The following is a 23,925-nucleotide window of genomic DNA, read 5'->3' on the forward strand; positions in this document are numbered from 1 at the left end:
TAAAAAAACCACGATTTTTTTTTAGAAATCGTGATTTTTATTTGCGTTTTTAAATATTTTTATTGCCTTTTGTCACCCAAAAGAGAACCCGTTATCTTATTGACGACCCTTTATTTCACTAACGCACCCTATAGTTTAAGTACATTTGTTCACAAACTTCTATCAGGAATGTTGCACGTATCTTCAATAAGGGGTAGCGTCAGGAAAATGCGGATTTACAACGATAAGGAAATTCCAAATTAAAAAGCCCAACTTCTCTGAAAAAACAGAATAGAGAAAGTGAGCTTTTCAGTTACTTTATTATTTTTATGTGAACTAATATAAAGGGTTGATTTTTTAGCTATTTATTGAATTCATTAACTGGAAGTAGTATTCGGAATTATGTGTCTTATTTAGGTTATACCAGGAATGTAATGTATCTGGTGCAAATACATCTAATTTTTTCAGTACTTCCATCGCAAATTCCAGAGGAGCTATTCCTGATGCAGTAACTAAATTCGCATCAGATACCGCAGATCCCAACTCATAGAACTTTTCCCCTTTATAGTTAGGACATACCATTTTAGTGTATTCTAAATTATTACTTGTATGCTTTCTAGTATCTAAGTATCCCATATTAGCAAGGGCCTCAGTTGCACCACAAATTGCAACAACAATAGTGCCAAGCTTTAAAGCTTGGCCAATTCTTTCCAAGATAGGTTGATGAATTTCTTCACTCCAAGTAGTCCCTCCTGGTAAAATTAAAAGATCTTTACTCTCAAGAGTACATTCATCAAGGGATATATCTGGTTTTATGCTCAGTCCTCCCATAGTAGTAATTATTTCTTTATTAGCTCCTACTGTAATTACTTTTAAAGGTGCTAAATCTTTTTTGAAATATCTTCCTGAGTTTAGTTCAGCAATTAAATATCCACATTCCCAGTCCGACATTGTATTAAATACATATAGAAAAACTTTTTTTGTTCGTTGAATTAGTTTTTTGGGACTCCTCATTGATTCTACTTCTTAGCAAAGATAATACCCTCTCTAAAAATTTCCGAAACACTTTTCAAGGTTGGAAAGATTTAAATTCCTACAATCAGTCGTAAGCCTTCTTCAGCTAACGGGTGCTTGAGTTTTGTATGGTAAAGATATTACGGCAGCTTTTTTCTTAGTGAACCAATAAGCAGTTTAACCGAAAGGAGTGAGATAAATGAATGGTAAAGAGGTAGATGACTTTTTTCATTCAGCTGTTCGATATTGTAGCGTAATTGAAAGTTTTGACTACAATCAGGACGAAAACAAATTTAAAACTCTTCTCGTTTCGCTTTTAGATTTATATTCAAAAGCTCTGAATCTCCCCGATGTTGAACCAGGCAAATCACGGAAAGTTAATGTATCTCTTCCCCAAATTAATTTCGACAAGTACGAATATTACTGGGAAGTATTTAACCCCTACAAGAAGATGGTGAACCTGTATGCGGCAGTTTAAGTGATGACACTTTAGATATATACAAGGACGTTAAGGAAGGGATAATCTTATACCAAAAAAATTATTATAATGAAGCGGTTTGGGGATGGAAGTTTAGTTTTGAATCACATTGGGGAAGTCACGCTGTGGATGCAATGCGGGCAGTAAATTCAGTTAATATTGGTGATATTGACGATTTACGTTAGAGGTTTCTTCTTCGTATGTCAAAGATGGGATGGCTACGGCGATCCTGTTTTTTATTGAGCTAACTGACAGGGTAGTATTAGAAACTTCCTATACCATCAAGTCCAAATTATGATATTCTTAGCTTATAAGGTTTTCTTTTTAAGGGGAGTAATAATGATTGAAATAATATGCGATGCTGGTACGCTTGAAGGTTCTTGTTATATAGAGATTCTCCCTGAAAAGTATAAAGGAGAATGTTGGAGTAGTTCTTCTATTTTCTTTTCAGAAGATAATTTTGGCTATATAATGCCTGTCTTTGAAAAGTGCTATAAAAAATTTAATTATTATGCCTTCAATGAAATAGATATTGAAACCTGGAAATCGATTATAAAGGAATTGCAAAAAATGAAGGATTATCTCTCTAATAATCCTGAACCAAATTCGCTAAAAGCTGTTATTGGGTTTCCTTTCATCTATTCAGAGGAAGAATTTATGGAAAACTATGATAAGAATATAAAGCAACTTATAACTATGATTATGGAATTCCAAAAGTGGATTGAAGATAAAAGCTCTTCAACTAAAGTCATATCCGTTTTAGGAATGTAATTAAGTAGTATGAATTGAGCAGTAATCAAGCTGTATATGCGTTTTTTTTGAGTTTGTGAAGCATTACACTTAAGCTAACGGGTGCTTAAGTGTAACAAGTATGTTTTCTGGAAGAAAAAGGTCTCAAGAATGTTGATAAGCCCACCAACATCCATTGTGTTGTCAATTACAGTCCACACATGTGGAGTGTGTTTCGCAACTCATTTTAAGAAGCTAACCCACATTGGGTATTTTCCTTTTGATGTTTCTTGTAACGATTAACGTTTATAAATATTTAGTTTCTTCATTAGAACATCATTAAAAAAGTTCTTTGTTCTTGTCCGACATTGCTTCATAGTTTGTACGTCATTAAACGTCTCCCTCTGAATAACGAAGTAAAAAGGCTAGAGTTAAAGACTCTAGTCTATTCTTTATGTGCATAGCATGTGTTTAATCTAATCTTGAGGTGAATGTTCATGAACCGGCCAATAAAAGATGATTCTTATCAAATAAGTATACAAAACATTGAATATTACTCACACCATATCCGTTTAGGAATTGAGATTCTTCTTGTTATAAGGGGAGAAATTGAGGTTACGGTCAATCAAAATTCCTTCCAATTAGCCGAAAATGATCTTTTGCTTATAAATGCCAATGATATTCGCTCTATTAAGGGGAATAAGGAGAATGTGGTCTTATCGTTACAAGTCCCCTTGGATCTAATCGAGCAGCATTATCCGACTATCCATGAGTGCTATTTTAACTGCAATTCTTCCAAAGAGGGTAACGGGCTGTATCTGCTTTTTGATCAAATTCGCCAACTAATGGCGAAAATTTTGATTGCCTATTATCAAAAGCAGGATGGAAGTGAGATCGAGATTAACGGACTGATTTTTCAGTTAGTTACACTGTTGATTCGAAATTTTAAAACAACACACCTCGGGAGTCATCAATTCACCGAAATGAAGGATGAAAGAATTAGAGAGCTTCTGGCTTTTATCGAAAGAAACTATCGCAAACCGATATCATTGGAGGAAATCGCCAAGCAGCAGTATTTGTCTCTTTATTATTTATCGCGTTATTTCAAGCAGGAAGTTGGGGTTAGTTTCTCCCAATATGTCAAAAATGTCCGTTTGAAATCAGCGGTTCATGAGCTCCTGTATACCGACCATAACATTCTTCGAATCTCGCTGAATAATGGTTTTCCCAATGTAAAGGCGTTTAATAAGGCTTTTAAAGAAATGTACCAGCAAACGCCTACTGAATATCGCAGCATTCATAAAGTGGAACCGATGGATGTCGAGGAAATGAACTATGAAACGGAACAATATACTTTACTGCAATCGCCTAATTTTTTAATGGAAATCAGCAAATATATTTCAGGAAATGAGAAAAGCACTACGCTGATGGAACCGGCTGCTTCAGCCGTATATGTGGACCTGCCCCAGGAGCCCATTTTTATAAAAGAAAAAGCCTTAAAGGTCCTGGTGATTGGGCAGCTGGAATATGCTTTGCATGAAGAGGTGCAGGCAGACTTAAAGCTAATTCAAGAGGAACTTGGATTTGACTATATCTATTTTACGAACCTTTTTTCGGACAGCTTTGCGATGACAACGCCCCTCTATCAAATCGGTGGGCAATTTTATCAGATGGATGCCTTGTTCACCCGCTTTCAGCAATTAGGGTTGGTTCCTTTCATTCGCGTAGAAGTTGAAAAGGAAGTAGAAAGCAGCTCTGAATATCTTAAAAAGCTTGATGAATTCTTACAGCACAGTCTTAGTTATTTTGGCAGTGTCTTTGTAGGCAAATGGCGGTTTGAATTGGTTTTCTCGGCTTGGGATGAGACAGCAAAGAGCTTTTATCAAGATTTTTATCAAACTGTTAAAAAATGGGCTTCAGCCGCAAAAGTGGGTCTTCATGTACCGTTTTCTTTAGGAAAGGCTATACCCGGTCCTGCTGAAGACTTTTTAAACCAAGTTTCCGATCGTTGTGAACTGGTCTGCTTCACCTGCAACCCGAATGAAGAAGTGGATTTTGCCGATATGGATAATCTTACTTTTGAAGGAGTAAAAAATTATGTAAAGAAAGCTTGCAGCAGATTAAAGGAAAGCTTATCGTCTGCGGGTTTGGAAGAGATTCCGATTTTTCTAACGGATTGGAATACGCTATATGGAAATACGATGGATTTAAGCGGCACTTTTTTCCGATCAGCCCTTATTTTTAAAGAAATGCTGGATGCGATGAAGGAAATAACCGGTTTGGGGTTTTGGATTGACACCCACTCACTGGAAAAAAATAATCTGGACCAAGACCATATTGCCATGAATGGAATTGCCCTCCTTTATTATTATCAAATTAAACGCCCTGCTTATTTTAATTTTCAACTAATGAAAAAAATGGATTTGAACATCTTAGCTGAAGGTGAGGATTTTGTTATGACAATGGGGGAAAGCGGCTATCAATTGGCCGTTTATAACCCCTCCTATATCAATCCTTCTTATTCGGTCGAGAGCTTCTTTTTGCAATCCATCACAAAGGAAAAGAAAGTCGTGATTTCGGGTCTGCCGCCTGGACGTTACCAAATTCGCAAGCACATTCTTGACCAAAATAACGGTGAATTTTATATTAACTGGATTAATTTGCAGCATCAGGATATTTACGACCAAGAGGTCATTTCTTTTATCAAGCAGGGAACCCGCCCTGATCTGCAAATTTATGAGGAAAAAGTGGAGGCAGAGCTTTATTTACAATCCACCCTGACCTTTAACGCTTTTCATCTCTTTGAAATTAAGCCATTAAGTTAAAACTTAATGGTCTTTTTTTGTCGTTGAATGTGACGAAAATGTGAAGGAGGGCAAATATGGGTGATACATACAACAAAGATGGGAATGTAAATCGACAAAAAACGATATAAACTAGGTATATGAAAACGTTTTCAACCTAACTCTTCCTAATCGAGAATAAAAAGAAATTCTCACTGAAAAGTTAATCGATGGAGGTTTATACGATGTCAAGAAAAGTTTTAGAAGAGATATTAACCCCCCAGCTGCAAGAGCTGCATGAGAAAGGGCTATATAACGTCATTGATACAGTAGAGGGACCTAATGGCCCAATCGTGACAATCAAGGGCAAAGAAGTCATCAATATGTCGTCCAACAATTACCTTGGATTAGCAAACCATGAAAGATTAATTCAAAAGGCGAACGAAGCCACAAAACAGTATGGTGTGGGTGCTGGTGCCGTTCGTACAATTAACGGAACGATGACCATTCATAATGAATTGGAAAAAAGGATTGCCGAATTTAAGCATACGGAAGCAGCGATTGCGTTCCAGTCAGGATTTAATTGCAATATGGGCGCAATCTCGGCAGTCATGACAAAGAAGGACGCGATTATTTCTGATGAATTGAATCACGCCTCGATTATTGATGGCTGCCGTTTGTCCGGAGCAAAAATCCTACGGGTCAAGCATCAGGACATGGATGATTTAAGGCGGGTTGCAAAAGAAGCAGTCGAAAGCGGCGCTTATGAAAAAATTATGTATATTACCGATGGTGTTTTTTCAATGGATGGGGATGTGGGAAAGCTTCCGGAAATCGTGGAAATTGCCGAAGAATATGGCTTGCTTACATATGTTGATGACGCACATGGATCAGGCGTTATGGGCAATGGGGCCGGTACGGTTAAACATTTTGGCCTTTCCGATCAAATTGATTTTCAAATTGGAACGCTTTCCAAGGCCATTGGTGTCGTGGGCGGTTATGTGGCCGGTACCCAGCAATTGATTGATTGGTTAAAAGTGCGCGCCCGTCCATTCTTATTTTCAACATCGCTTACACCAGGAGCTGCTGCTGCCTGCATTGAAGCTATTAACATTATGACGGAATCAACGGAGAGAGTTGATCAGCTATGGGAAAATGGCCGCTATTTAAAAGAAGGCTTGAAAAACTTAGGGTTTGATATTGGCCATTCAGAAACACCGATTACGCCATGTATTATCGGAGAAGAAACATTAACGCAGCAATTTTCCCGCCGTCTAATGGAAGAGGGAGTTTACGCCAAAGCCATCACTTTCCCGACAGTGCCGAAGGGAACAGGCAGGGTGCGCAATATGCCGACGGCAGTCCATACAAAAGAAATGCTGGACCAAGTGCTAGCTGTATACGGAAAGGTTGGAAAAGAGCTGGGCGTCATCTAAGTTTAGAAGATAAACAGGGGAGGGTCTCGTTTTTCGGGACAGGTCCCTCTCTGTTACAACTTGATACCATGTGTTCATTAGATAAGGGAAATACTCAGGAGGTTGTTTACGGTGAAAAAAATACTTGTGACTGGAAGCTTGGGTCAAATCGGTTCAGAGTTAACGTTGAGGCTTAGGGAACTCTACGGAGAGACAAATGTCCTTGCCACTGATATCCGCCATGTAGATGGCAACCCAGTGGTGGAAAATGGCTTATTTGATACATTGGATGTGCTGGATGGAGAGAAAATGCAGAAGCTGGTTAATGACTATCACATTGATACGATTATCCATTTGGCAGCGCTGTTATCGGCCACAGCTGAGAAAAAACCGCTGCTAGCTTGGAATTTAAATATGGGTGGATTGGTAAATGCACTTGAGGTGGCGCGGAATTCCAATGCACAGTTCTTTACACCAAGCTCGATTGGCGCATTTGGTCTATCTACGCCAAAAGACAATACGCCCCAGGATACAATCCAACGGCCAAACACGATGTACGGTGTCACCAAAGTCAGCGCCGAATTGCTATGTGACTATTATTTTTCAAAATTTGGCGTCGATACCCGAGGCGTCCGCTTCCCCGGATTGATTTCCTACAAAACACTACCTGGCGGAGGAACGACAGACTATGCGGTTGATATCTACTATGAAGCATTAAGGAACAAAAAATATACGTCCTATATTGCGCAAGGCACTTACATGGATATGATGTATATTCCAGATGCGATTGATTCGATTATCAAACTAATGGAAGCGGATTCATCAAGATTAAAACATCGAAATGCCTTTAATATTACAGCGATGAGCTTTGAACCTGAAGAAATTGCTGCTTCCATCAGGAAATTTATACCGGAATTTACCATGGATTATCAAGTGGATCCGGTCCGGCAGCAGATTGCCGACTCTTGGCCAAACTCCATTGATGCGACCGCTGCCAAAGAGGAATGGGATTTTAATCCACAGTACGATTTAGACCGTATGACAAAATCAATGCTCGAAAACTTAGCGAAAAAATGGGACGTTCCAATTGGAGAACTTATATTGGTTTAAAGGAAAGAATAACATCAAGAAGAAACGGTTTAAAACAACAAGGGGAAAGAGGGAAGTTTATGTCAAAAAACCAGGAATTAAAGCGTGGACTTAAAGCGCGTCATATTCAAATGATTGCTTTGGGTGGTACAATCGGGGTTGGTTTATTTATGGGTTCGACCAGTACCATTAAATGGACGGGTCCATCGGTTATGATTGCCTATGCAATTGCCGGCCTTTTCTTATTTTTCATCATGCGCTCGATGGGGGAAATGCTTTATTTGGAACCAACCACCGGTTCATTTGCTGACCTCGGCAATAAATATATCCATCCTTTGGCTGGTTATTTGACAGCTTGGAGCTATTGGTTCCAATGGATCACTGTCGGCATGTCGGAAATCATCGCGGTTGGTGCGTATATGCATTATTGGTTCCCACATTTGCCAACATGGGTCCCTGGGGTGGTCGCGATGGTGATTCTGGGCGTTGCTAATATGATTTCGGTTAAAAACTTTGGTGAATTTGAATTCTGGTTCTCATTAATTAAAGTGTTAACGATTGTCTTCATGATTATAGCTGGTATTGGTATTATTCTCTTTGGGTTCGGAAATGGCGGCCATGCCATTGGATTTTCAAACATTTGGAAAAACGGCGGCTTTTTTACTGGGGGATTTAAAGGTTTCTTCTTTGCTCTTTCCATCGTTATCGGTGCATATCAAGGGGTGGAACTAATAGGGATGACAGCTGGAGAAGCAGAGAATCCGCAAAAAACAATTACACATGCTGTGAAAACCACCGTTTGGCGTATTTTAATTTTCTATATTGGTGCTATCTTTGTCATTGTAACTGTCTATCCTTGGAACGAGCTCAATCAAGTTGGCAGCCCATTCGTATCGGTTTTTGCTAAAATTGGAATAACCGCAGCAGCCGGTATTATCAACTTTGTCGTCATTACGGCAGCAATGAGCGGCTGTAACAGCGGCATCTTCAGCGCAACACGAATGCTTTACGCATTGGCAAAAAATGGTCAGGCACCAAAGGTTTTTGCCAAATTATCGGAAAATAAAGTTCCTGTTTATTCAACTATAACGGTTTTAATAGGTTTGGCTTTTGGTGTTGTGTTAAGCTATGTTGCACCGCCATCCATCTTTGTGTATGTTTACAGTGCGAGTGTACTTCCAGGAATGATTCCATGGTTTGTACTGCTCATCAGTGAAATCAAATTTAGAAAAGTAAACGCTGATGCAATGGAAAAACATCCATTTAAAATGCCTCTAACACCGTACAGCAACTATGCTACAATTGTATTTTTACTAGTTGTTCTTGTCGGTATGGCGATCAATCCAAGCACGCGCATCCCGTTAATCGCGGGAATTGGATTCCTTGCCATTATGACAGCCCTTTTCTATCTGTTAAAAATGGAAAAACGCGTACCGTTAGACGAGGCCGAAAACGAAAAAGGCACGAAAACGAAAGCAGTATAATAAATAAAAACAGGGGGACGGTTCTAATGCTTCTTGCATGGGGACCGTTTTCTTTGAGGGAGTGATAGTATGTCTTTCACGAGTTTAAGAGAAGTAATTGAACTGGCAGAGCAGCAAAATATAACGATTGCGGAATTAATGATCCAAACTGAAATACAGCAAAAGAGCATTCCACGGGAAGCGATTATCGAAAAAATGGCCGAGCAATTTAAAGTAATGGAAGAGGCTGTCCATACGGGGACAACAAGTGCTGTCATGTCCCGTACCGGCTTGACCGGCGGCGATGGGTACCGACTTCACCAATATGCCCAAAATGGAAAATCCTTTATCAATCCCGTAACTTTAAATGCCGCAGCCAATGCACTAGCAGTATCAGAGGTTAATGCGGCAATGGGGCGGATTGTGGCGACACCGACTGCAGGCTCAGCAGGAATATTGCCGGCAGTACTTGTTCACGCTCTGGACAGCGGGAAATTCCCACGGGAGCGGATCGTACTGTCGATGTTTACCGCCTCTGCCCTTGGTTTGGTGATTGCTAATAAAGCTTCCATATCAGGGGCTGCCGGCGGATGCCAAGCGGAAATCGGCTCAGCAACTGCGATGGCCGCTGGCACTTTAGTTGAGCTTGCCGGCGGCACTCCAAAGCAGGTTGGAAATGCCATTGGAATTGCTTTAAAAAATTCACTGGGACTAGTTTGTGATCCGGTCGCCGGGCTGGTGGAAATTCCGTGTATCATTCGGAACGGGTTACACGCAATTACCGCCCAGGCTGCGGCAGATATGGCGTTAGCAGGGATGGTCAGCATCATTCCACCGGATGAGGTGATCCATGTGATGCATGAAGTCGGGCAGCAAATGCCAGAGTCGTTGCGAGAAACAGGGATTGGCGGACTTGCCGGGACTCCGACAGGAAAAAAATTAAAAGAGCAGGTTTTCGGGGGAAAAAGCAGTAAAAGTGGACCGGCGCAATACCAAAGTGCCTATGAGATTATCGGGCCTGTCATGGTGGGGCCATCCAGCTCTCATACAGCTGGGGCTGTCCGCATCGGCAATATTGCACGCCAGTTGTTAAACGAACAACCATTATTTGTGAGGTTTTCGTTAATGGGCTCCTTCGCCGAAACTTATCAAGGACATGGAACAGACCTGGCACTAATAGCAGGTGTAATGGGAATGACAACCAAGGATGGAGGCATTCCACAAGCTAAATCCATTGCTGAGGAAAATGGCTTACAATACGAGTTCACGAAACGGGTGCTTGGAAGCTACCATCCGAATACGGTGCTAGTAGAATTATCTGGGGAAACGCAGACTGTAAAGGTACTGGCCAGTTCTTTAGGCGGCGGCAAAGTAGAGGTTCAGGAATTGAATGATTATCCTTTAAAGTTTTCTGGTGAACGGACGACACTTGTGATTCACCATACGGACCGAAAAGGGGTCATTTCCGAGCTATCAGGCATTCTTTATCAAAAAGGGCTTAATATTGCACGTATGGCGAATGAACGATCAAAAATCAATGGTCCAGCGATTACAATTTGCGAAATCGACAATCAGATTGGGGAAGAACTTTTAACCACATTAAAAAACGAAATTCCAATCATTGATGAAATATTAATAATCCAGACTAAATAATGATTTCGTGAAAAAGGCAACTAACCAACTTTGGCAGTTGCCTTTTTCAGTTTCCTGACAATAGACCATTTTTTTGCTGATAATCAGAAGTATTTTCTGAAGAGTACTTTCGTTAATTTCCTATAAACGTAATCTTTTTACCCCGCTAGCTGTTGTTCATTTTCATGATCAAATCTTCGAAATCTAATAAGTGAGTAAACAAGTACAAGCATTACTCCAAGCGCCAAATAAGGGAGGTAAGGAGAGTGAATAGACTGAACAAACAGATACAACAGCAGATATATTATCGAACGGCCAAGTGTAATTAAAAATTCACGTTTCAAAAGAATCACGATTTGATCTTCTTTTTTCATACCGTTTAAATATCGGAAAAATGTATTGTCCATTGTGTAACCGTACACGTAAACTGAAATCACAAGTCCGACCATTGCCACAAAATAAAGTGGTTTTAATTGTGCGAAGCCGGTGAGCAGAATGAACGCGATACTGATTAAGGTATAAATCACAAATTGCTTTTCCATTTTCAATTCTTTCAATCTCGTTATATATACAATGCCAATGGTTAAAACCACAATATTTAACACATTCAAATACGATACATAAAGTGCATTTTTGGATAAAACCACCATCAAAATGACTTGAAGGCACGCCATACATTCTAAAACGCCTGCTGTAATGATCCCAAAGGGCACCATTTGTTTAGATACTTTAACAGTCCTATAATCGTGGACGAAGTTGGATTTAAATTCAGCTTCAATGGAAGGCATTTTTGTGACCGCAACAAAATAAAAAATTGAAATCAAAAGCATAAAACAAAAGGAAACAGTGAAATTAAAAAAATAAATGAAAAAAGAGTTAATGAGTGGAAGTATAATCATTAAGATATTCTTTACATAACCAATTCGCGAATTAAAGATATCGAGTTCTGATCGAGTGGATAGAACACTTAGCGCGTAATTGGAAGAAGAATAAAAGAAACCAAAAACGCAGCCAAAACAAGCTGATGAAATGACAAGAAGAACTATATGATTTAAGTAAGAACTTAAAAGCAGAACAATAAAAAGGATGATGGCTGACAAAGCGCTTAAATAATAGCTTGTTTTTAACTTGTTTTTAAATAGATAATACGTTCCGATTGTATATGCAAAGCACGACAAAAAATAACTTAAGCCATTAAAGGCAATCAGTGGTCCGAGTGTGGTGCTGTTTTTCCAGAAATAATAACTGATAAAAATGGTGCTGTAACCGGTTATGCTCAAAAAAACCGATTGAAGAAGGAACAGCTTTTTCAGGTCTGAATTCATTAGGACATCTCTTTTCTAGTGAATTAATGCTTTTGCATACTTAGTTTAAAGGGAAAACAAAGTCTTGTAAAGGAGAAATAATTAACCTAATGATAGTTATTAAGTCCCGGTTCTCATATATGGTGAGAGCCTTTTTTATTTATGTCTGAATACTTACATCACAAAATGAAGCTGCACCACAGAGAATGAAAGTGTACATAATCTTTAAAGAGAATAAAAGATTCTAAATGACGGGGCTGAATTGTCAGTGGCAAAGCATTGCTGGAAACATCTTGTTTCAACCAACTTTGAAGGGGGTATCTAAATAGAAAATCGTTTAGAGGGGGTGGCACAATATGAAATTGGATGTGAAATGTAATGTTAAAAACTGCAAGTATTGGGCTGATGGCGACCAATGTGTGGCTGACTCCATTTATGTTATTGGTTCACACGGCAGCAGAGAGGCTGATAGTGTGGAAGAAACAGCTTGCAAAACTTTCGAGCTTCGTGAATGAAAATCAGGGGACTGCTCTTCTGCTTCACAAGCAGAAGGGCAGTCCTTTTCTTAAATGCCGGAAAAAAAACGGTATAGCTTGAACGAGAGAGGAGAAAATCAAGCATGAAAAAACGATACATAATGATTCTATCGTGCTTGTTTCTAATGGGGATACTGACTGGCTGTATCCAAAAGGACCAGTTGGCAGATGGAACAAAGCTGATAGATAAGCAGAAATTTATTTTTGCAGCTTCAGGAGAATTTAAGCCTTTTAGCTATGTTAAAAATGATGATTTATCGATGACCGGTTTCGATATTGAGGTAGGAAACGCAGTCGGAAAAGAACTGGGCCTTGAACCAGTCCAAAAAAGGATGAAATTCAAAGGACTTATCGAGGGTATTAAAACTGGACGGGCAGACGCAGCCGTTGCCAGCCACACCATTAACCCAGAGCGCGCCAAACAAGTTAACTTTTCCACACCCTACTATTACTCAGGTCCACAGATTTTCACAAGACCTGACAGCAAGATTAAAACAGTAGATGACTTAAAAGGAAAAGAAGTTGCCGTGGCAAAGGGCTCCACTTATGCGGATACAGCCAAAAAGTATACCAGCAATATTAAAATGTATGACAGTGATATTACGGCATTAAAAGCGCTAAGTATTGGCCGGCATGACGCCGTTATTACCGATTTTGTCACTGGTAAAAGTGCAAAAAAAGAGGGGTTCAAGATTCAGGGGCAGCAGTTAATCGAGCGAAGTGAGCAGGCGATTGTTGTTCCGAAGGATAATCCAAAGCTGCTTAAGCGAATTAATGATGCACTTCAAAGACTTCGTAACGATGGAACACTATCACGGATCAGTCAAAAGTATTTTGGTGAGGATATTACGAAAAAACCAGAATAATAGATTGATCATTAGAAAGAAAGGATGTTGTTATTTTGCCTAGTTTTTCTCATTTTTTACATACGTTGTTCAGCAGCAAAAACCTTTTCGTAGATGCTGCGCTGTTGACATTAAAACTTACGGTTGTCTCTATTTTAATTGGGATTTTATTCGGATTATTTTTTGCTCTTTTAAAAATTTCAAGGATTAAAGTATTGGGCTATATTTCAAATGCGTATGTATTCCTTGTAAGGGGAACTCCGCTCATTGTTCAGATTTTCATTCTGTATTTTGGCTTTAGCGGAATTTTCCTCATTCCTGACTTTTGGGCAGCGGCTCTGGCGCTCGCCTTCCATAACGGTGCCTATATTGCTGAAATTTTCAGGGGAACAATTCAGTCCATTGATAAGGGGCAAATGGAAGCGGCACGATCTCTCGGTATGACCAGAATACTAGCCATGCGCCGTATCATTCTTCCCCAGGCTTTCAAGAGGGCACTGCCTCCCCTTGGAAACCAATTTATTATTGGACTTAAGGATTCATCTCTGGCCGCCTTTATTTCCATGAATGAACTGTTCAATGTTTCGACGACATTGGGTTCCAATAATTTCGATGAAATGACCTACTTGCTAATAGTAGCCGTTTATTATCTCATACTTGTTGCAGTATTAACGATGCTGGTGAGCCTGTTCGAAAAGAGATTGGCCGTTAGTGATCGATAGGAGGACGATAACGTGAATGAACGAGAAATGATAAAAATAGAAAACTTACATAAATCTTATGGCAGTTTACATGTATTAAAAGATATAAACATGTCCGTATATGAAAGTGAAGTTGTCTGCTTGGTCGGAGCATCTGGTTCTGGTAAAAGTACGCTGCTGCGATGCCTGAACTTTTTAGAAAAAAGGGATGGTGGAAGAATTTCAATCCGCGGGGAAGAGATTAGCCCGGAAACCCACAATATTAACAATGTCCGCCAAACGGTGGGAATGGTTTTCCAGCACTTTAATCTATTCCCGCATAAAACTGTTCTTGAAAATGTGATTGAAGCACCCATCATGGTTAAAAAAATCCCTAAAGATCAGGCCATTGCTGAAGCAAAGGAGCTGCTCCAAAAGGTGGGTCTTGAGGATAAGGCAGATGTTTATCCTAGCAAATTGTCAGGCGGTCAAAAGCAGCGTGTGGCAATTGCCAGGTCGCTGGCGATGAAGCCCGATATCATGCTTTTTGATGAACCGACATCTGCCCTTGATCCGCAGCTTGTTGGTGAGGTATTGACAACCATGAAAGAGTTAGCCGATGAAGGAATGACTATGGTAGTGGTTACGCATGAAATGGGCTTTGCTCGTGAGGTTGCTGATTGGATTGTCTTTATGGACGATGGGAGAATTATCGAAAGAGATCGGCCAAATGAATTCTTTGATCATCCAAAAGAGGAACGTACAAAAGAATTCCTCCAAGCTACCATGTTAAAATAACATAGCAAAAGCTCCAATAACGATGATTGGATTAATCAAAATGATTAATTGTTAATACTCAAGATGTTTGGAGAATAACGAAGAGGGGCTGTTCACGAAGTGATGAAAAATTACTTTGTGAACAGCCCCTCTTCCCTTATTACAGCAGTACTTTACCAAGTTAAAACACAAAACGTAAGACCATTATAGAGAGGATTCCAGCGACAACAGTTCCTAACAAACTGCGTGTGACAATCGCAATCATAAAAGCAGGCAACGCTGCGATTAGTTCAAGGTTTTTTTGCAAAGGTTCCAATTTTCCGTTTGGCATTAGTAATTCTTGCCCCACTAAGGCTGCCATAACGGCAATAGGAACGTAGTTCAACCACCGCATGGCCCATTCTGGCAGTTCAACACGACTTAAGATCGCAATTGGAAGTACTCTTGGGATGAATGTTACAAGGGCTGAGCCTAAAATAATTAAAAAGATGGACCATCTTACTTCCATTTTTCCACCACCATTCCTACGCTAGAGGCAATGATAGTCGCCACAATAACACCGACACTTCCAGATGCCACTAAACTTACCCCTACAACAATAGCAACAGCACTTAGTGCAACAAGAACATCTTTCATCCATTTTTTTCGGCTGACCATTTGCAGGACAAGAAGGCCAATAAACATTCCCGGTAATGCAAAATCAAGACCGAACTTTTCCGGATTGGAAATCCATTCTCCAAAAAATGCTCCTGCAATATTAGCAATAAACCAATTCAAATAAGCAGTTATATTGAGTCCATGCATCCATTTTTCGCTAAGCCATTCTTTACTTGCTGCTTCATTCATTGCTACACCAAATGTTTCATCGGTAAGTAAAGAACCGATAAATATATTCTTGAAGGGTGTAAGATGACGGAAATAAGGCGATATAGCCGCGCTCATTAAAAGATGGCGGAGGTTAATAAAGAAAATAGTAAAAATAATCGCTAGAGTCGGACTATTAGCTCCAATCATCGCGGCTGCAATAAATTGACCAGAACCAGCGTATAAAAGTAAGGAAATGAGTCCAATTTCAACTATCGATAGTCCTGCTGTTTTTTCCACAACACCGGCCGCAAATCCAATGCTTAAGTAACCAAGTACAGTGGGCAGACAATCCCGTACACCGGCAAGGAAGCTGCTTTCTTCCCGCAAAAACGTGTTATCACTGATGTTCAAATCTTTCACCCACTTATAAGAAATTGTATGTAAATTTACTTTATCATCCCTATTGTATGGCTTCAATGATATAATTGTATGCAATACAATTTTTCCGAGGAGGGTGTTAGATGCCAGTTAATTCATTTGAAAATTATCCTATGTCGTGGAAGCCGGATAAAAAACAGCTTGCTCCTCCATTGTATCGATCGATTGCCAGTTTACTGGAATATGATATTCTCAACGGCTTTCTAGCACCCAATACGAAACTTCCTCCTCAGCGAGAAATAGCAGATTATCTTGATATTAATCTAAGCACTGTCACAAGGGCATTTAAAATATGCGAAGTGAAAGGATTCATCTATGCCGTTACCGGAAGGGGAACCTTTGTTACTCCCAATATAAAAAATGCTATTTTTATGGCGGACAGTGATGAGAATAAGAATTATATAGAGATGGGGATCATCAAGCCCCTTGATAGTACAAACGCATTTGTCGCACAGGCGATTAAAAGCATTGCCACCAAAGATTATCTGGAAAATTTATTAGATTACAGACATCCGTTGGGGATGCCTTATCATCGAATGGCAGCTAAAAAGTGGATGCAGCGCTTTAACATGGATGTACCGATTGAAAATATAGCCATCACTTCAGGAGGGCAAAATTCATTTTCACTTATTCTAATGGCCTTGTTTCATCCGGGAGATAAAATAGCGGTCGCTATCTATACTTATCCTAATTTTATTGAATTGGCTAAAATATTGAATATCCAATTAATCCCTATTGAGGGAGATGAGTTAGGCATGAAGCCGGAGAGATTAGATGCTGTCTGCAGAACAAATGCATTGCAGGGAATTTATTTAAGTCCCTCCTGCAATAATCCGACTGCTGTATCAATGAATATGAACCGCAGAAAGGAAATAGCAGAGGTCATTAATAAACACGGGCTTATTTTAATAGAGGATGACGTATACTCTTTCCTGGCACCAACAGGCTATTTCCCTATTTCACATTTTGTACCGGAAAGATTTGTTTATATTCTGAGTATTGCCAAATCACTTAGCTCTGGTATCCGCGTTGCATTTATCGCTTACGCTAATCCGTTTGTTGAAAAAATAACCTATGGAATTTTCAATCTCAACGTAAAAACATCTGCCTTAAATGCAGAAATTATCACAGAATTAATTAATACAGGGGTTGCAGAACAAATCATTAGGAAAAAGCGGGAAATTTCGCAAGAACGGAACCTGCTTTACCAGAAATACTTTCAAATCAATCATCCGAGCGAAAACCCTATTAGTTTTTTTCGCTGGTTACCATTGCATAAAGAATGGCAGCTAAATCAGTTTGAGGATATTGCTTTAAACCGGGGAATCCATGTTTATCATTCTCATCGTTTCTTGGTCAAAAAAGATGAATCAGCTCAATTTATTCGTATTTCACTAACATCTCCTAAGGACTCCGTTGAATTGGAGAAAGGGCTTTACATCCTAAAGAAATTTTTGTTAGAGTCGTAAAGTTCTGGTCACGTTGTCCCAGACACTCTAGTCACCTTGAGTGTGTGGGGAAACTAACCTGAAGAGTAATATTTTAAATTATCTTAATATTGGAAATTATTGTTGACAATAGAAAAATAGGGTGCTAACATTCTTATAAACCAAAGACGAGGGAGTAAAACTGTTAAACGATCTCTTAGCGAATCCGGGATGGTGTAAGCCGGACAGATGCAGTCACAGCAAGTGGGCCTCAGAGGGCGAAGTGAAAGAATTTTTTTAGTAGCTTAGACGCAAAGCCAGCGTTATGGGGCTAAGGGTGTGAAAACACCCTGCAGAGTGGGTATGTATGATACATATCAAACAAGGTGGTACCGCAAGTTAACACTTGTCCTTGAATTTTATTTAAGGACAGGTGTTTTTTATTTATTTATGGATCCAAATAACTGTAAAGGAGAAGGTGAAATGGATGATAGATTCACGCTATTTAACTTAAAAGTAGAGGTTGTGGCTACTAATAAACAAATGGTCTGCAGTCATAAGGAAGGTGACTATTTCTTGGTTATAGGGGAAAACTTGATTTTTCCGGAAACTAATTCATTTTCCATGTATGCATTAAGCGCTATTTTGCCACTACTGCCTGCAAAGCAGCGGGCATTACACGCTAATGACTGGATGTTGTCTGATAGTCTCATTGCCTGCCCGGACCCAAACTGTGGTGCCAAATTTAAAATAACTCGTATCGGAACTCATGAATTTAGTCATGCTGTATGCACAATAGAACCCATACATAAAGGAGATCAATAATAATGGCAGAACGATTCGAATTAGCAAAAGATTATACAATTAATAGAGTGATCAACGGCTGTTGGCAATTATCAGAAGGTCATAGTTTAGAAACGAAATTGGATATGAAAGATGTCTTGAAGGCCTTCAATATGCTTGCTGACAAAGGATTTACGACATTTGATTGTGCAGATATCTATACAGGTACTGAAGAATTTCTAGGTGAATTTTTAACGGAGTTAAAAACAGGGAGTACCCATTCACCACATGATATCCAAGTTCATACCAAGTATGTACCGGATATCAACTTGCTTCGTGAGGTCGATTACAGTTACACCGAAAAAATAATAGATAGAAGTCTCAAACGTCAAAAACGTGATGTATTGGATCTTGTTCAGTTTCATTGGTGGGATTACAATGTGCCCGGCTATGTTGAGACAGCGGGAGATCTATTGAAACTTAAAGAAAAAGGAAAGATCCGTAATATCGGCGTTACAAACTTTGATACGAAGCATTTGGCCGAACTTGTTGATGCCGGTATCCCTATTGTGTCCTGTCAAAGTCAATACTCGGTTTTTGATAGACGTCCAGAAAAAGAGTTACTAGATTACTGTAAAAGCAAGGGGATTTCTCTGCTGTGCTATGGTACATTATCAGGAGGTATGATAGCGGAAAAATGGATTGGACAAACTTCTATTCAACCAGAAACGCGCTCACATGTAAAATATTTTCAGGTAATTGAGGATACCTTAGGTTGGGATGACTATCAAGAATTATTGTTATTGCTGCAAGGAATCGCTACTAAACATTCTGTCAAGGTTTCACAAATTGCAACAAAGTATATATTAAATCAGCAAGGTGTCGGAGCTTCCATTATTGGAGTTAGAAATAGCAGGCACGTTGAGTCAAATGCGCAAATATTTACATTCGAACTCGACAAGTCTGATATGGATGAGATAAAACAATTCTTAGATAAGTATCCAATAGTAGAGGGTGAACCTTTTGAGTTAGAGCGGACAATTGGTTCCAAATATCGTAATATTATGAAAATGAATTTAAACGAAGAATAAATATCTCAGATTTCCAAAATCACCAGAGTAAAAGTTTACTATTAAAAGGGGGGGTTTTATATGGATAAAAAACTTGAATTTAGAGGTGGCTGGGGAGTTGCGTTTATTCCAGTTGTGATTTTTCTGTTCTTCTGCATATTGTATTTTATCGTTTTTAAAGCATTTGAAATGTATGCTCTTGCAATGGGCGCTTTCGTAGCACTGATGGTCGGTGCCATTTTTGCCAAAAAGGGCAACTACGATCGATACTGGGATTCAGTCTATGCAGGTGTAAAGGAGGCCGTCCCGATTTTAATCCTTCTGTTCGTCATCGGGATGTTCTCGGAATTGATAAAATCTACAAACATTTCGTCAGGTTTCGTATGGCTTGCAAACCTCTTGGGCGTGGATGGAGGATTATTCACGGCGTTTACATTCCTGGCAGTTTGTATGATTTCGACTGCCACCGGGTCATCGATTGGAACAATGTTTACCTGCTTCCCTATTTTCTACCCGGCTGGGGTATTGTTGGGAAGCGATCCTGCCGTTCTTGCAGGTGCACTCGTCAGTGCTTCTATTTTTGGTGATAACTTAGCACCGATATCGGATACCACCATCATCTCTGCAGGAACTCAAGAATATACAAAAAAAGAAGGCTTTGCTGAAGTGGGCGGCTGTGTTGCCAGCCGGTTGAAATACTCCTTGGTCGCAGGTACTATCTCTTTTGTTCTGTTCTGGATGCTCGGCGGCGGCGGCACGGTAGGTGATGGCGCTTCGGAAATCCTTGCCAAGAACATGAATCCAAACTCACTAGTTATGCTGGTTCCAGTCTTCGTCATGTTAATTATCGCTATCAAAACCCGGAATATCTATAAAGCTATAACTATAGGGATTATTTTAGGAACAATAACAGGCCTGGCGTTTCACCTTCTAACGTTCGACAATGTTATCTCCGTTAAGGATGGTGCACCGAAAGGTTTCCTAACGGGCGGCATCAGCAGCATGATGGCAACGGTTACGCTGGTTATTTCTGTCTATGGAATAATGGGTGTGCTTAACGGTGCCGGAGTGCTTGAAAAAGTGACAAATGGCATACTTAACAGCAAAATGGGTAAGACAGTCCGCGGTGCAGAAATTGCTATGATGCTTGGTATTTCGTTTACAACTTTGCTCTTCGGTGGTGTGACTAGTGCATCAATGACGACATTTGGAAAAGTACAGAATGAGATTGGAAAACGTGTAGGATTGCATCCATACCGACGTGCCTATCTATTGGATGGTTTCGCTAATGCTATTGTACTGGTTATACCTTTTTTAAGTGTTTTTGTATTCCTAGGTGCGTTGCTGTCGAAAGGATATGATTTTGTTAAACCGCTTTTACTAACACAGGTCTCAAGCGGTATGATTTATTGCATGGTACTGTTTTTGGTGCTATTATCCTCGGTCATAACGGGATGGGGCCGTGAATATGAGGGCTCTGAAGGGAAAGTAGTTAGAAATCCTCAAGAATTAGCAAAACAAGGTACCAAGTCCGTCTCTCATAATATATAATGGCCAGTGCCTGTCACTCCCCGAAAATAGTTGAATTCTTATCAACTATTTTCGGTGGTGACAGGCACTATTTTTTTGATTAGGAAAAAAATTAACAAGCTGAAACCTGAACGATTTGTCTATACCTTTTTCCTAAATTACCTCAACTTCCCTATTTTCCTTTGCACTTTTTATTTGATAATATTAAAATGTATATTTACTATAGCTTGATAAAAGTGCTTAAGCACGTATCAGGGTAGAAGAAGCAGGGGAATCCTTGCTTTTTATTTTGGGGAACAAGGCTTGCACAGATATCCCATAATGAGAGGATTTGAATTCGAAATGATAGATAATTTTTGGCGTGATCTACCACGACCATTTTTTATACTGGCACCAATGGAAGAAGTGACAGATGTTGTTTTTCGACACGTAGTAAGCGAGGCAGCCAGACCTGATGTGTTTTTTACAGAGTTTACAAATACGGAGAGTTATTGTCACCCAGAGGGAAAACAAAGTGTGAAGGGACGTTTGACTTTTACGGAAGATGAACAACCGATAGTAGCCCATATATGGGGAGATAAGCCTGAATATTTTCGGCAAATGAGTATTGGTATGGCGGAACTTGGGTTTCGAGGTATAGATATCAATATGGGTTGTCCCGTACCTAATGTGACACAACACGGAAAGGGAAGCGGCCTTATCCTTCGTCCAGAAGTTGCAGCAGAATTAATTCAAGCAGCAAAAGCAGGAGGATTGCCCGTAAGTGTAAAGACAAGGCTTGGTTTCACAGAGGTAGACGAATGGCGCGACTGGCTTACACACATATTGAAACAGGATATTGCTAATCTTTCCATTCATCTGCGGACAAGAAAGGAAATGAGCAAAGTAGATGCTCATTGGGAACTAATCCCGGAAATTAAGAAACTTCGAGACCAGGTGGCACCGGATACACTCTTGACAATCAATGGGGATATTCCTGACCGTCAAACTGGCTTGAAGCTTGCGCATCAATACGGTATTGATGGGGTTATGATTGGACGTGGTATTTTCCATAATCCTTTTGCCTTTGAAAAAGAACCGAAAGATCATAGCAGTAAGGAATTACTTGATCTCTTAAGATTGCATTTAGATCTCCATGATCAATATTCAAGTTTAGGGCTGCGTCCGTACACTGCTCTTCATCGCTTTTTTAAGATATATGTCAAAGGGTTTCGAGGGGCAAGTGAATTAAGAAATCAATTAATGAACACAAAGTCAACAGATGAAGTGCGTGCATTGCTTGATAACTTTTCAAATAATCTTGAGGGAATCGGCGAATAATAGCACAATTTAATGGAAGGTCTCCTATTATTACTAGTGACTACTCCTGATAAAAAAGTTCAATAAGTAAAAGAGCCTGTATCGTAGATTACCAAGAAATCGTCGGCGATACAGGCCATTTGTATTAACGTTTATTTTAATGATTTACCACTATGTTCACATAATTGTAGAAAAGCTTTTGAAAAGACTAAATTTATATGAAATCTAATGTGATATTATTTTATCGGGAGGAGGTAACAAAATGGAAGCATGACAATAAAAATTATTAATTTTTAAATTATGGAGTTTCTTTTCTTCAACATTTTCCCCATTAAAACCATGATTTCATGAAGCCCTCGAAGAATATATACAACATTTAATGATGTAAACGTTTAACCCTCTTATTGAACTTTCACGTATTTCTCTTTTAACATCCATTTCTTCCGTGTTATTCCAAGAAAATTGTTTAATAAAAAAATAGACTTGAAAGGATAGGTAAACCAAATAATATAAGTTTCTTAAGACTAGTTATTTCTGATAAGTTCAATTAGATCTGAAGGAGGAAAATTAATAATGGGCCACGATATATCAGGATTCAATAAAGCAGGAGAAGAAATTGCTTATGCTCGTTTTAGCATGGGGAATTATAATGCTACCATACTGTATAATGTGCTTGATGCAAATAATTACTATGCAGGAGTTAGTGGATCAGGCGGCAGTACTACTTTCTCCATACAACAAATTGAAAAGGCTATGAATGCCTACAAGCAATTCTGTAAAAAAGGTGATTTTTCTCTGGCAAGAAGGGAGTTCTTTCCTTGGGACCAAAAACAAATCCAGGATTTTATCCAAAATTGTTTAGCAACAGCAAAAATAGAAGGGAGTGTAAGAGTGTATTTTGGCTAATGTTTTAAGACGTTTTCTGTAAATCCTTCCATTTCACTGCGTATCCATACACCTCTATAGAAGCAATTACCTTCCTATTATAACCATTTGCCTTCCATTTCCAGATCATCTTAAGAATTTCCTTTTATCCTTAAAAAAACCCCCTATTAAATTTAAACATTTATTATTTATCGACAAACTGAAGGAGGTATAAGAAAATAGTAGATGAGGTAATCCAAAAAGAACCATTTCTGAAAAGTAGGCGAATTCTCTCGGGGCAAATGAAGTAATCTAAAAAAGGTAGTTCTAATCCTATTATACAAAGAGGGTTTTAGTATGGAAAATGATAAAAGGAAGTTGTCACCAGAACAACATGAAGAAATACTCAAAACATTAAAAGTCCGTTTTGAGAAAAACATGAATCGCCATAATGGACTCGAATGGGCTAAAGTACAAACAAAGCTAGAAACGAATACTGAAAAACTGTGGTCGCTTAATGAAATGGAAAGAACTGGCGGTGAACCGGATGTTGTTGCATATGATATAAAGGCAGACGAATACATTTTTTATGATTGTGCAGCAGAAAGTCCTAAAGGACGCAGGAGTCTGTGTTACGATCGTGAAGCGCTCGAGTCGAGGAAAGAACACAAACCAAAAAACAGCGCTATTGATATGGCTGCTGACATGGGTATTGAGATTTTAACGGAAGAACAATACCGAGAACTGCAGAAACTTGGAAATTTCGATACTAAAACATCGAGCTGGGTGAAAACACCTGCTAATATTAGAAAACTTGGCGGGGCCATCTTTTGTGACCGCCGCTACGACACTGTCTTTAAGTACCACAATGGAGCAGAATCCTACTATGCTGCCAGGGGCTTCCGTGGCTCGCTAAGTGTCATTTGAGGAAAAAGGTTTAATACAAATGGTTTTTAGTAATCTGTAAAAAAAAAACTGACTCC

Annotated in this window: 23 protein-coding genes; 19 read left to right on the top strand and 4 right to left on the bottom strand. The window is 39.3% G+C overall.

What is annotated here, in order from left to right:
- Positions 1-336: 336 nt before the first annotated feature.
- Positions 337-993, bottom strand: a complete 657-nt coding sequence (locus J7E81_RS27325) for a type 1 glutamine amidotransferase family protein (RefSeq protein WP_215047328.1) — start codon at positions 991-993, stop codon at positions 337-339.
- 199 nt (positions 994-1,192) lie between these two features.
- Between J7E81_RS27325 and J7E81_RS27330 the strand changes: the two genes are divergently transcribed.
- The 8 genes from J7E81_RS27330 (at position 1,193) to sdaAA (ending at position 10,603) form a co-directional block, all read left to right on the top strand.
- Entirely contained in the window at positions 1,193-1,471 is a 279-nt protein-coding gene (locus J7E81_RS27330; protein WP_215047329.1) for a hypothetical protein, read from the top strand.
- A 17-nt stretch (positions 1,472-1,488) separates the two neighbouring features.
- A complete protein-coding gene (locus J7E81_RS31460) occupies positions 1,489-1,656 on the top strand; it encodes a DUF5063 domain-containing protein (protein ID WP_215047419.1) in 168 nt (55 codons plus the stop codon).
- A gap of 154 nt (positions 1,657-1,810) precedes the next feature.
- Positions 1,811-2,242 carry a hypothetical protein gene (locus J7E81_RS27340; RefSeq protein ID WP_215047330.1) on the top strand — a complete coding sequence of 144 codons (432 nt, stop codon included), beginning with the start codon at positions 1,811-1,813 and terminating at the stop codon, positions 2,240-2,242.
- Positions 2,243-2,697: 455 nt separating this feature from the next.
- On the top strand, positions 2,698-5,025 hold the full coding sequence (locus tag J7E81_RS27345; RefSeq protein WP_215047331.1) for a helix-turn-helix domain-containing protein: 2,328 nt from the start codon (positions 2,698-2,700) through the stop codon (positions 5,023-5,025).
- Between the two features lie 203 nt (positions 5,026-5,228).
- Positions 5,229-6,419, top strand: coding sequence for a glycine C-acetyltransferase (locus J7E81_RS27350; protein ID WP_215047332.1), 1,191 nt, complete (start codon positions 5,229-5,231; stop codon positions 6,417-6,419).
- Between the two features lie 111 nt (positions 6,420-6,530).
- Positions 6,531-7,508 (top strand): L-threonine 3-dehydrogenase, encoded by a 978-nt coding sequence (locus J7E81_RS27355; protein ID WP_215047333.1) that lies wholly within the window; start codon positions 6,531-6,533, stop codon positions 7,506-7,508.
- Positions 7,509-7,567: 59 nt separating this feature from the next.
- Positions 7,568-8,971, top strand: coding sequence for an amino acid permease (locus J7E81_RS27360; RefSeq protein ID WP_215047334.1), 1,404 nt, complete (start codon positions 7,568-7,570; stop codon positions 8,969-8,971).
- 69 nt (positions 8,972-9,040) lie between these two features.
- Positions 9,041-10,603, top strand: coding sequence for an L-serine ammonia-lyase, iron-sulfur-dependent, subunit alpha (gene sdaAA, locus J7E81_RS31190; protein WP_215047335.1), 1,563 nt, complete (start codon positions 9,041-9,043; stop codon positions 10,601-10,603).
- A gap of 137 nt (positions 10,604-10,740) precedes the next feature.
- Here sdaAA and J7E81_RS27370 read toward each other — a convergent pair whose 3' ends face one another.
- Positions 10,741-11,907, bottom strand: coding sequence for a hypothetical protein (locus tag J7E81_RS27370; protein ID WP_215047336.1), 1,167 nt, complete (start codon positions 11,905-11,907; stop codon positions 10,741-10,743).
- Positions 11,908-12,242: 335 nt separating this feature from the next.
- On the opposite strand from J7E81_RS27370, the gene J7E81_RS27375 reads away from it, so the two are divergent.
- From J7E81_RS27375 to J7E81_RS27390, 4 genes are all read left to right on the top strand, one after another.
- A complete protein-coding gene (locus J7E81_RS27375; protein WP_215047337.1) occupies positions 12,243-12,401 on the top strand; it encodes a DUF1540 domain-containing protein in 159 nt (52 codons plus the stop codon).
- 104 nt (positions 12,402-12,505) lie between these two features.
- Positions 12,506-13,288: a transporter substrate-binding domain-containing protein gene (locus J7E81_RS27380; protein WP_215047338.1), complete on the top strand. Its 783-nt coding sequence runs from the start codon at positions 12,506-12,508 to the stop codon at positions 13,286-13,288.
- Between the two features lie 35 nt (positions 13,289-13,323).
- On the top strand, positions 13,324-13,989 hold the full coding sequence (locus J7E81_RS27385; RefSeq protein ID WP_215047339.1) for an amino acid ABC transporter permease: 666 nt from the start codon (positions 13,324-13,326) through the stop codon (positions 13,987-13,989).
- A gap of 27 nt (positions 13,990-14,016) precedes the next feature.
- Positions 14,017-14,745 (top strand): amino acid ABC transporter ATP-binding protein, encoded by a 729-nt coding sequence (locus J7E81_RS27390; RefSeq protein WP_215047420.1) that lies wholly within the window; start codon positions 14,017-14,019, stop codon positions 14,743-14,745.
- A gap of 160 nt (positions 14,746-14,905) precedes the next feature.
- On the opposite strand, the gene J7E81_RS27395 is transcribed toward J7E81_RS27390, so the two are convergent.
- Together J7E81_RS27395 and J7E81_RS27400 are read right to left on the bottom strand one after the other, a co-directional pair.
- Positions 14,906-15,232 (bottom strand): AzlD domain-containing protein, encoded by a 327-nt coding sequence (locus J7E81_RS27395; RefSeq protein WP_215047340.1) that lies wholly within the window; start codon positions 15,230-15,232, stop codon positions 14,906-14,908.
- The gene (locus J7E81_RS27400) at positions 15,223-15,942 is read right to left on the bottom strand and encodes an AzlC family ABC transporter permease (RefSeq protein ID WP_215047341.1); all 720 of its coding nucleotides are present in this window, start codon (positions 15,940-15,942) and stop codon (positions 15,223-15,225) included. Before J7E81_RS27400 ends, J7E81_RS27395 begins: the two co-directional genes overlap by 10 nt.
- A 110-nt stretch (positions 15,943-16,052) precedes the next feature.
- Here J7E81_RS27400 and J7E81_RS27405 point away from each other — a divergent pair, with 110 nt between their 5' ends.
- The 7 genes from J7E81_RS27405 to J7E81_RS27435 all read left to right on the top strand — a co-directional run bounded on the left by J7E81_RS27405 (position 16,053) and on the right by J7E81_RS27435 (position 23,869).
- The gene (locus J7E81_RS27405) at positions 16,053-17,438 is read left to right on the top strand and encodes an aminotransferase-like domain-containing protein (RefSeq protein ID WP_215047342.1); all 1,386 of its coding nucleotides are present in this window, start codon (positions 16,053-16,055) and stop codon (positions 17,436-17,438) included.
- A 441-nt stretch (positions 17,439-17,879) separates the two neighbouring features.
- A complete protein-coding gene (locus J7E81_RS27410) occupies positions 17,880-18,221 on the top strand; it encodes a TIGR04076 family protein (RefSeq protein WP_215047343.1) in 342 nt (113 codons plus the stop codon).
- A gap of 2 nt (positions 18,222-18,223) precedes the next feature.
- The gene (locus J7E81_RS27415) at positions 18,224-19,270 is read left to right on the top strand and encodes an aldo/keto reductase (RefSeq protein WP_215047344.1); all 1,047 of its coding nucleotides are present in this window, start codon (positions 18,224-18,226) and stop codon (positions 19,268-19,270) included.
- Positions 19,271-19,330: 60 nt separating this feature from the next.
- A complete protein-coding gene (locus J7E81_RS27420; protein WP_215047345.1) occupies positions 19,331-20,800 on the top strand; it encodes a Na+/H+ antiporter NhaC family protein in 1,470 nt (489 codons plus the stop codon).
- A gap of 321 nt (positions 20,801-21,121) precedes the next feature.
- The gene (locus tag J7E81_RS27425) at positions 21,122-22,099 is read left to right on the top strand and encodes a tRNA dihydrouridine synthase (RefSeq protein ID WP_215047346.1); all 978 of its coding nucleotides are present in this window, start codon (positions 21,122-21,124) and stop codon (positions 22,097-22,099) included.
- Between the two features lie 552 nt (positions 22,100-22,651).
- The gene (locus tag J7E81_RS27430) at positions 22,652-22,984 is read left to right on the top strand and encodes a hypothetical protein (RefSeq protein WP_215047347.1); all 333 of its coding nucleotides are present in this window, start codon (positions 22,652-22,654) and stop codon (positions 22,982-22,984) included.
- A gap of 315 nt (positions 22,985-23,299) precedes the next feature.
- Positions 23,300-23,869 carry a DUF4256 domain-containing protein gene (locus J7E81_RS27435; RefSeq protein WP_215047348.1) on the top strand — a complete coding sequence of 190 codons (570 nt, stop codon included), beginning with the start codon at positions 23,300-23,302 and terminating at the stop codon, positions 23,867-23,869.
- Positions 23,870-23,925 lie beyond the last annotated feature (56 nt).

The organism is Bacillus sp. ISL-18, from assembly GCF_018613415.1.
Taxonomy (GTDB): domain Bacteria; phylum Bacillota; class Bacilli; order Bacillales; family Cytobacillaceae; genus Neobacillus.

Coding starts and splice junctions, on each gene's coding strand:
- J7E81_RS27325 (WP_215047328.1), bottom strand. CDS start 993: ATGAGGAGTCCCAAAAAACTAATTCAACGAACAAAAAAAGTTTTTCTA.
- J7E81_RS27330 (WP_215047329.1), top strand. CDS start 1,193: ATGAATGGTAAAGAGGTAGATGACTTTTTTCATTCAGCTGTTCGATAT.
- J7E81_RS27340 (WP_215047330.1), top strand. CDS start 1,811: ATGATTGAAATAATATGCGATGCTGGTACGCTTGAAGGTTCTTGTTAT.
- J7E81_RS27345 (WP_215047331.1), top strand. CDS start 2,698: ATGAACCGGCCAATAAAAGATGATTCTTATCAAATAAGTATACAAAAC.
- J7E81_RS27350 (WP_215047332.1), top strand. CDS start 5,229: ATGTCAAGAAAAGTTTTAGAAGAGATATTAACCCCCCAGCTGCAAGAG.
- J7E81_RS27360 (WP_215047334.1), top strand. CDS start 7,568: ATGTCAAAAAACCAGGAATTAAAGCGTGGACTTAAAGCGCGTCATATT.
- sdaAA (WP_215047335.1), top strand. CDS start 9,041: ATGTCTTTCACGAGTTTAAGAGAAGTAATTGAACTGGCAGAGCAGCAA.
- J7E81_RS27370 (WP_215047336.1), bottom strand. CDS start 11,907: ATGAATTCAGACCTGAAAAAGCTGTTCCTTCTTCAATCGGTTTTTTTG.
- J7E81_RS27375 (WP_215047337.1), top strand. CDS start 12,243: ATGAAATTGGATGTGAAATGTAATGTTAAAAACTGCAAGTATTGGGCT.
- J7E81_RS27380 (WP_215047338.1), top strand. CDS start 12,506: ATGAAAAAACGATACATAATGATTCTATCGTGCTTGTTTCTAATGGGG.
- J7E81_RS27390 (WP_215047420.1), top strand. CDS start 14,017: ATGATAAAAATAGAAAACTTACATAAATCTTATGGCAGTTTACATGTA.
- J7E81_RS27395 (WP_215047340.1), bottom strand. CDS start 15,232: ATGGAAGTAAGATGGTCCATCTTTTTAATTATTTTAGGCTCAGCCCTT.
- J7E81_RS27405 (WP_215047342.1), top strand. CDS start 16,053: ATGCCAGTTAATTCATTTGAAAATTATCCTATGTCGTGGAAGCCGGAT.
- J7E81_RS27410 (WP_215047343.1), top strand. CDS start 17,880: ATGGATGATAGATTCACGCTATTTAACTTAAAAGTAGAGGTTGTGGCT.
- J7E81_RS27415 (WP_215047344.1), top strand. CDS start 18,224: ATGGCAGAACGATTCGAATTAGCAAAAGATTATACAATTAATAGAGTG.
- J7E81_RS27420 (WP_215047345.1), top strand. CDS start 19,331: ATGGATAAAAAACTTGAATTTAGAGGTGGCTGGGGAGTTGCGTTTATT.
- J7E81_RS27425 (WP_215047346.1), top strand. CDS start 21,122: ATGATAGATAATTTTTGGCGTGATCTACCACGACCATTTTTTATACTG.
- J7E81_RS27430 (WP_215047347.1), top strand. CDS start 22,652: ATGGGCCACGATATATCAGGATTCAATAAAGCAGGAGAAGAAATTGCT.
- J7E81_RS27435 (WP_215047348.1), top strand. CDS start 23,300: ATGGAAAATGATAAAAGGAAGTTGTCACCAGAACAACATGAAGAAATA.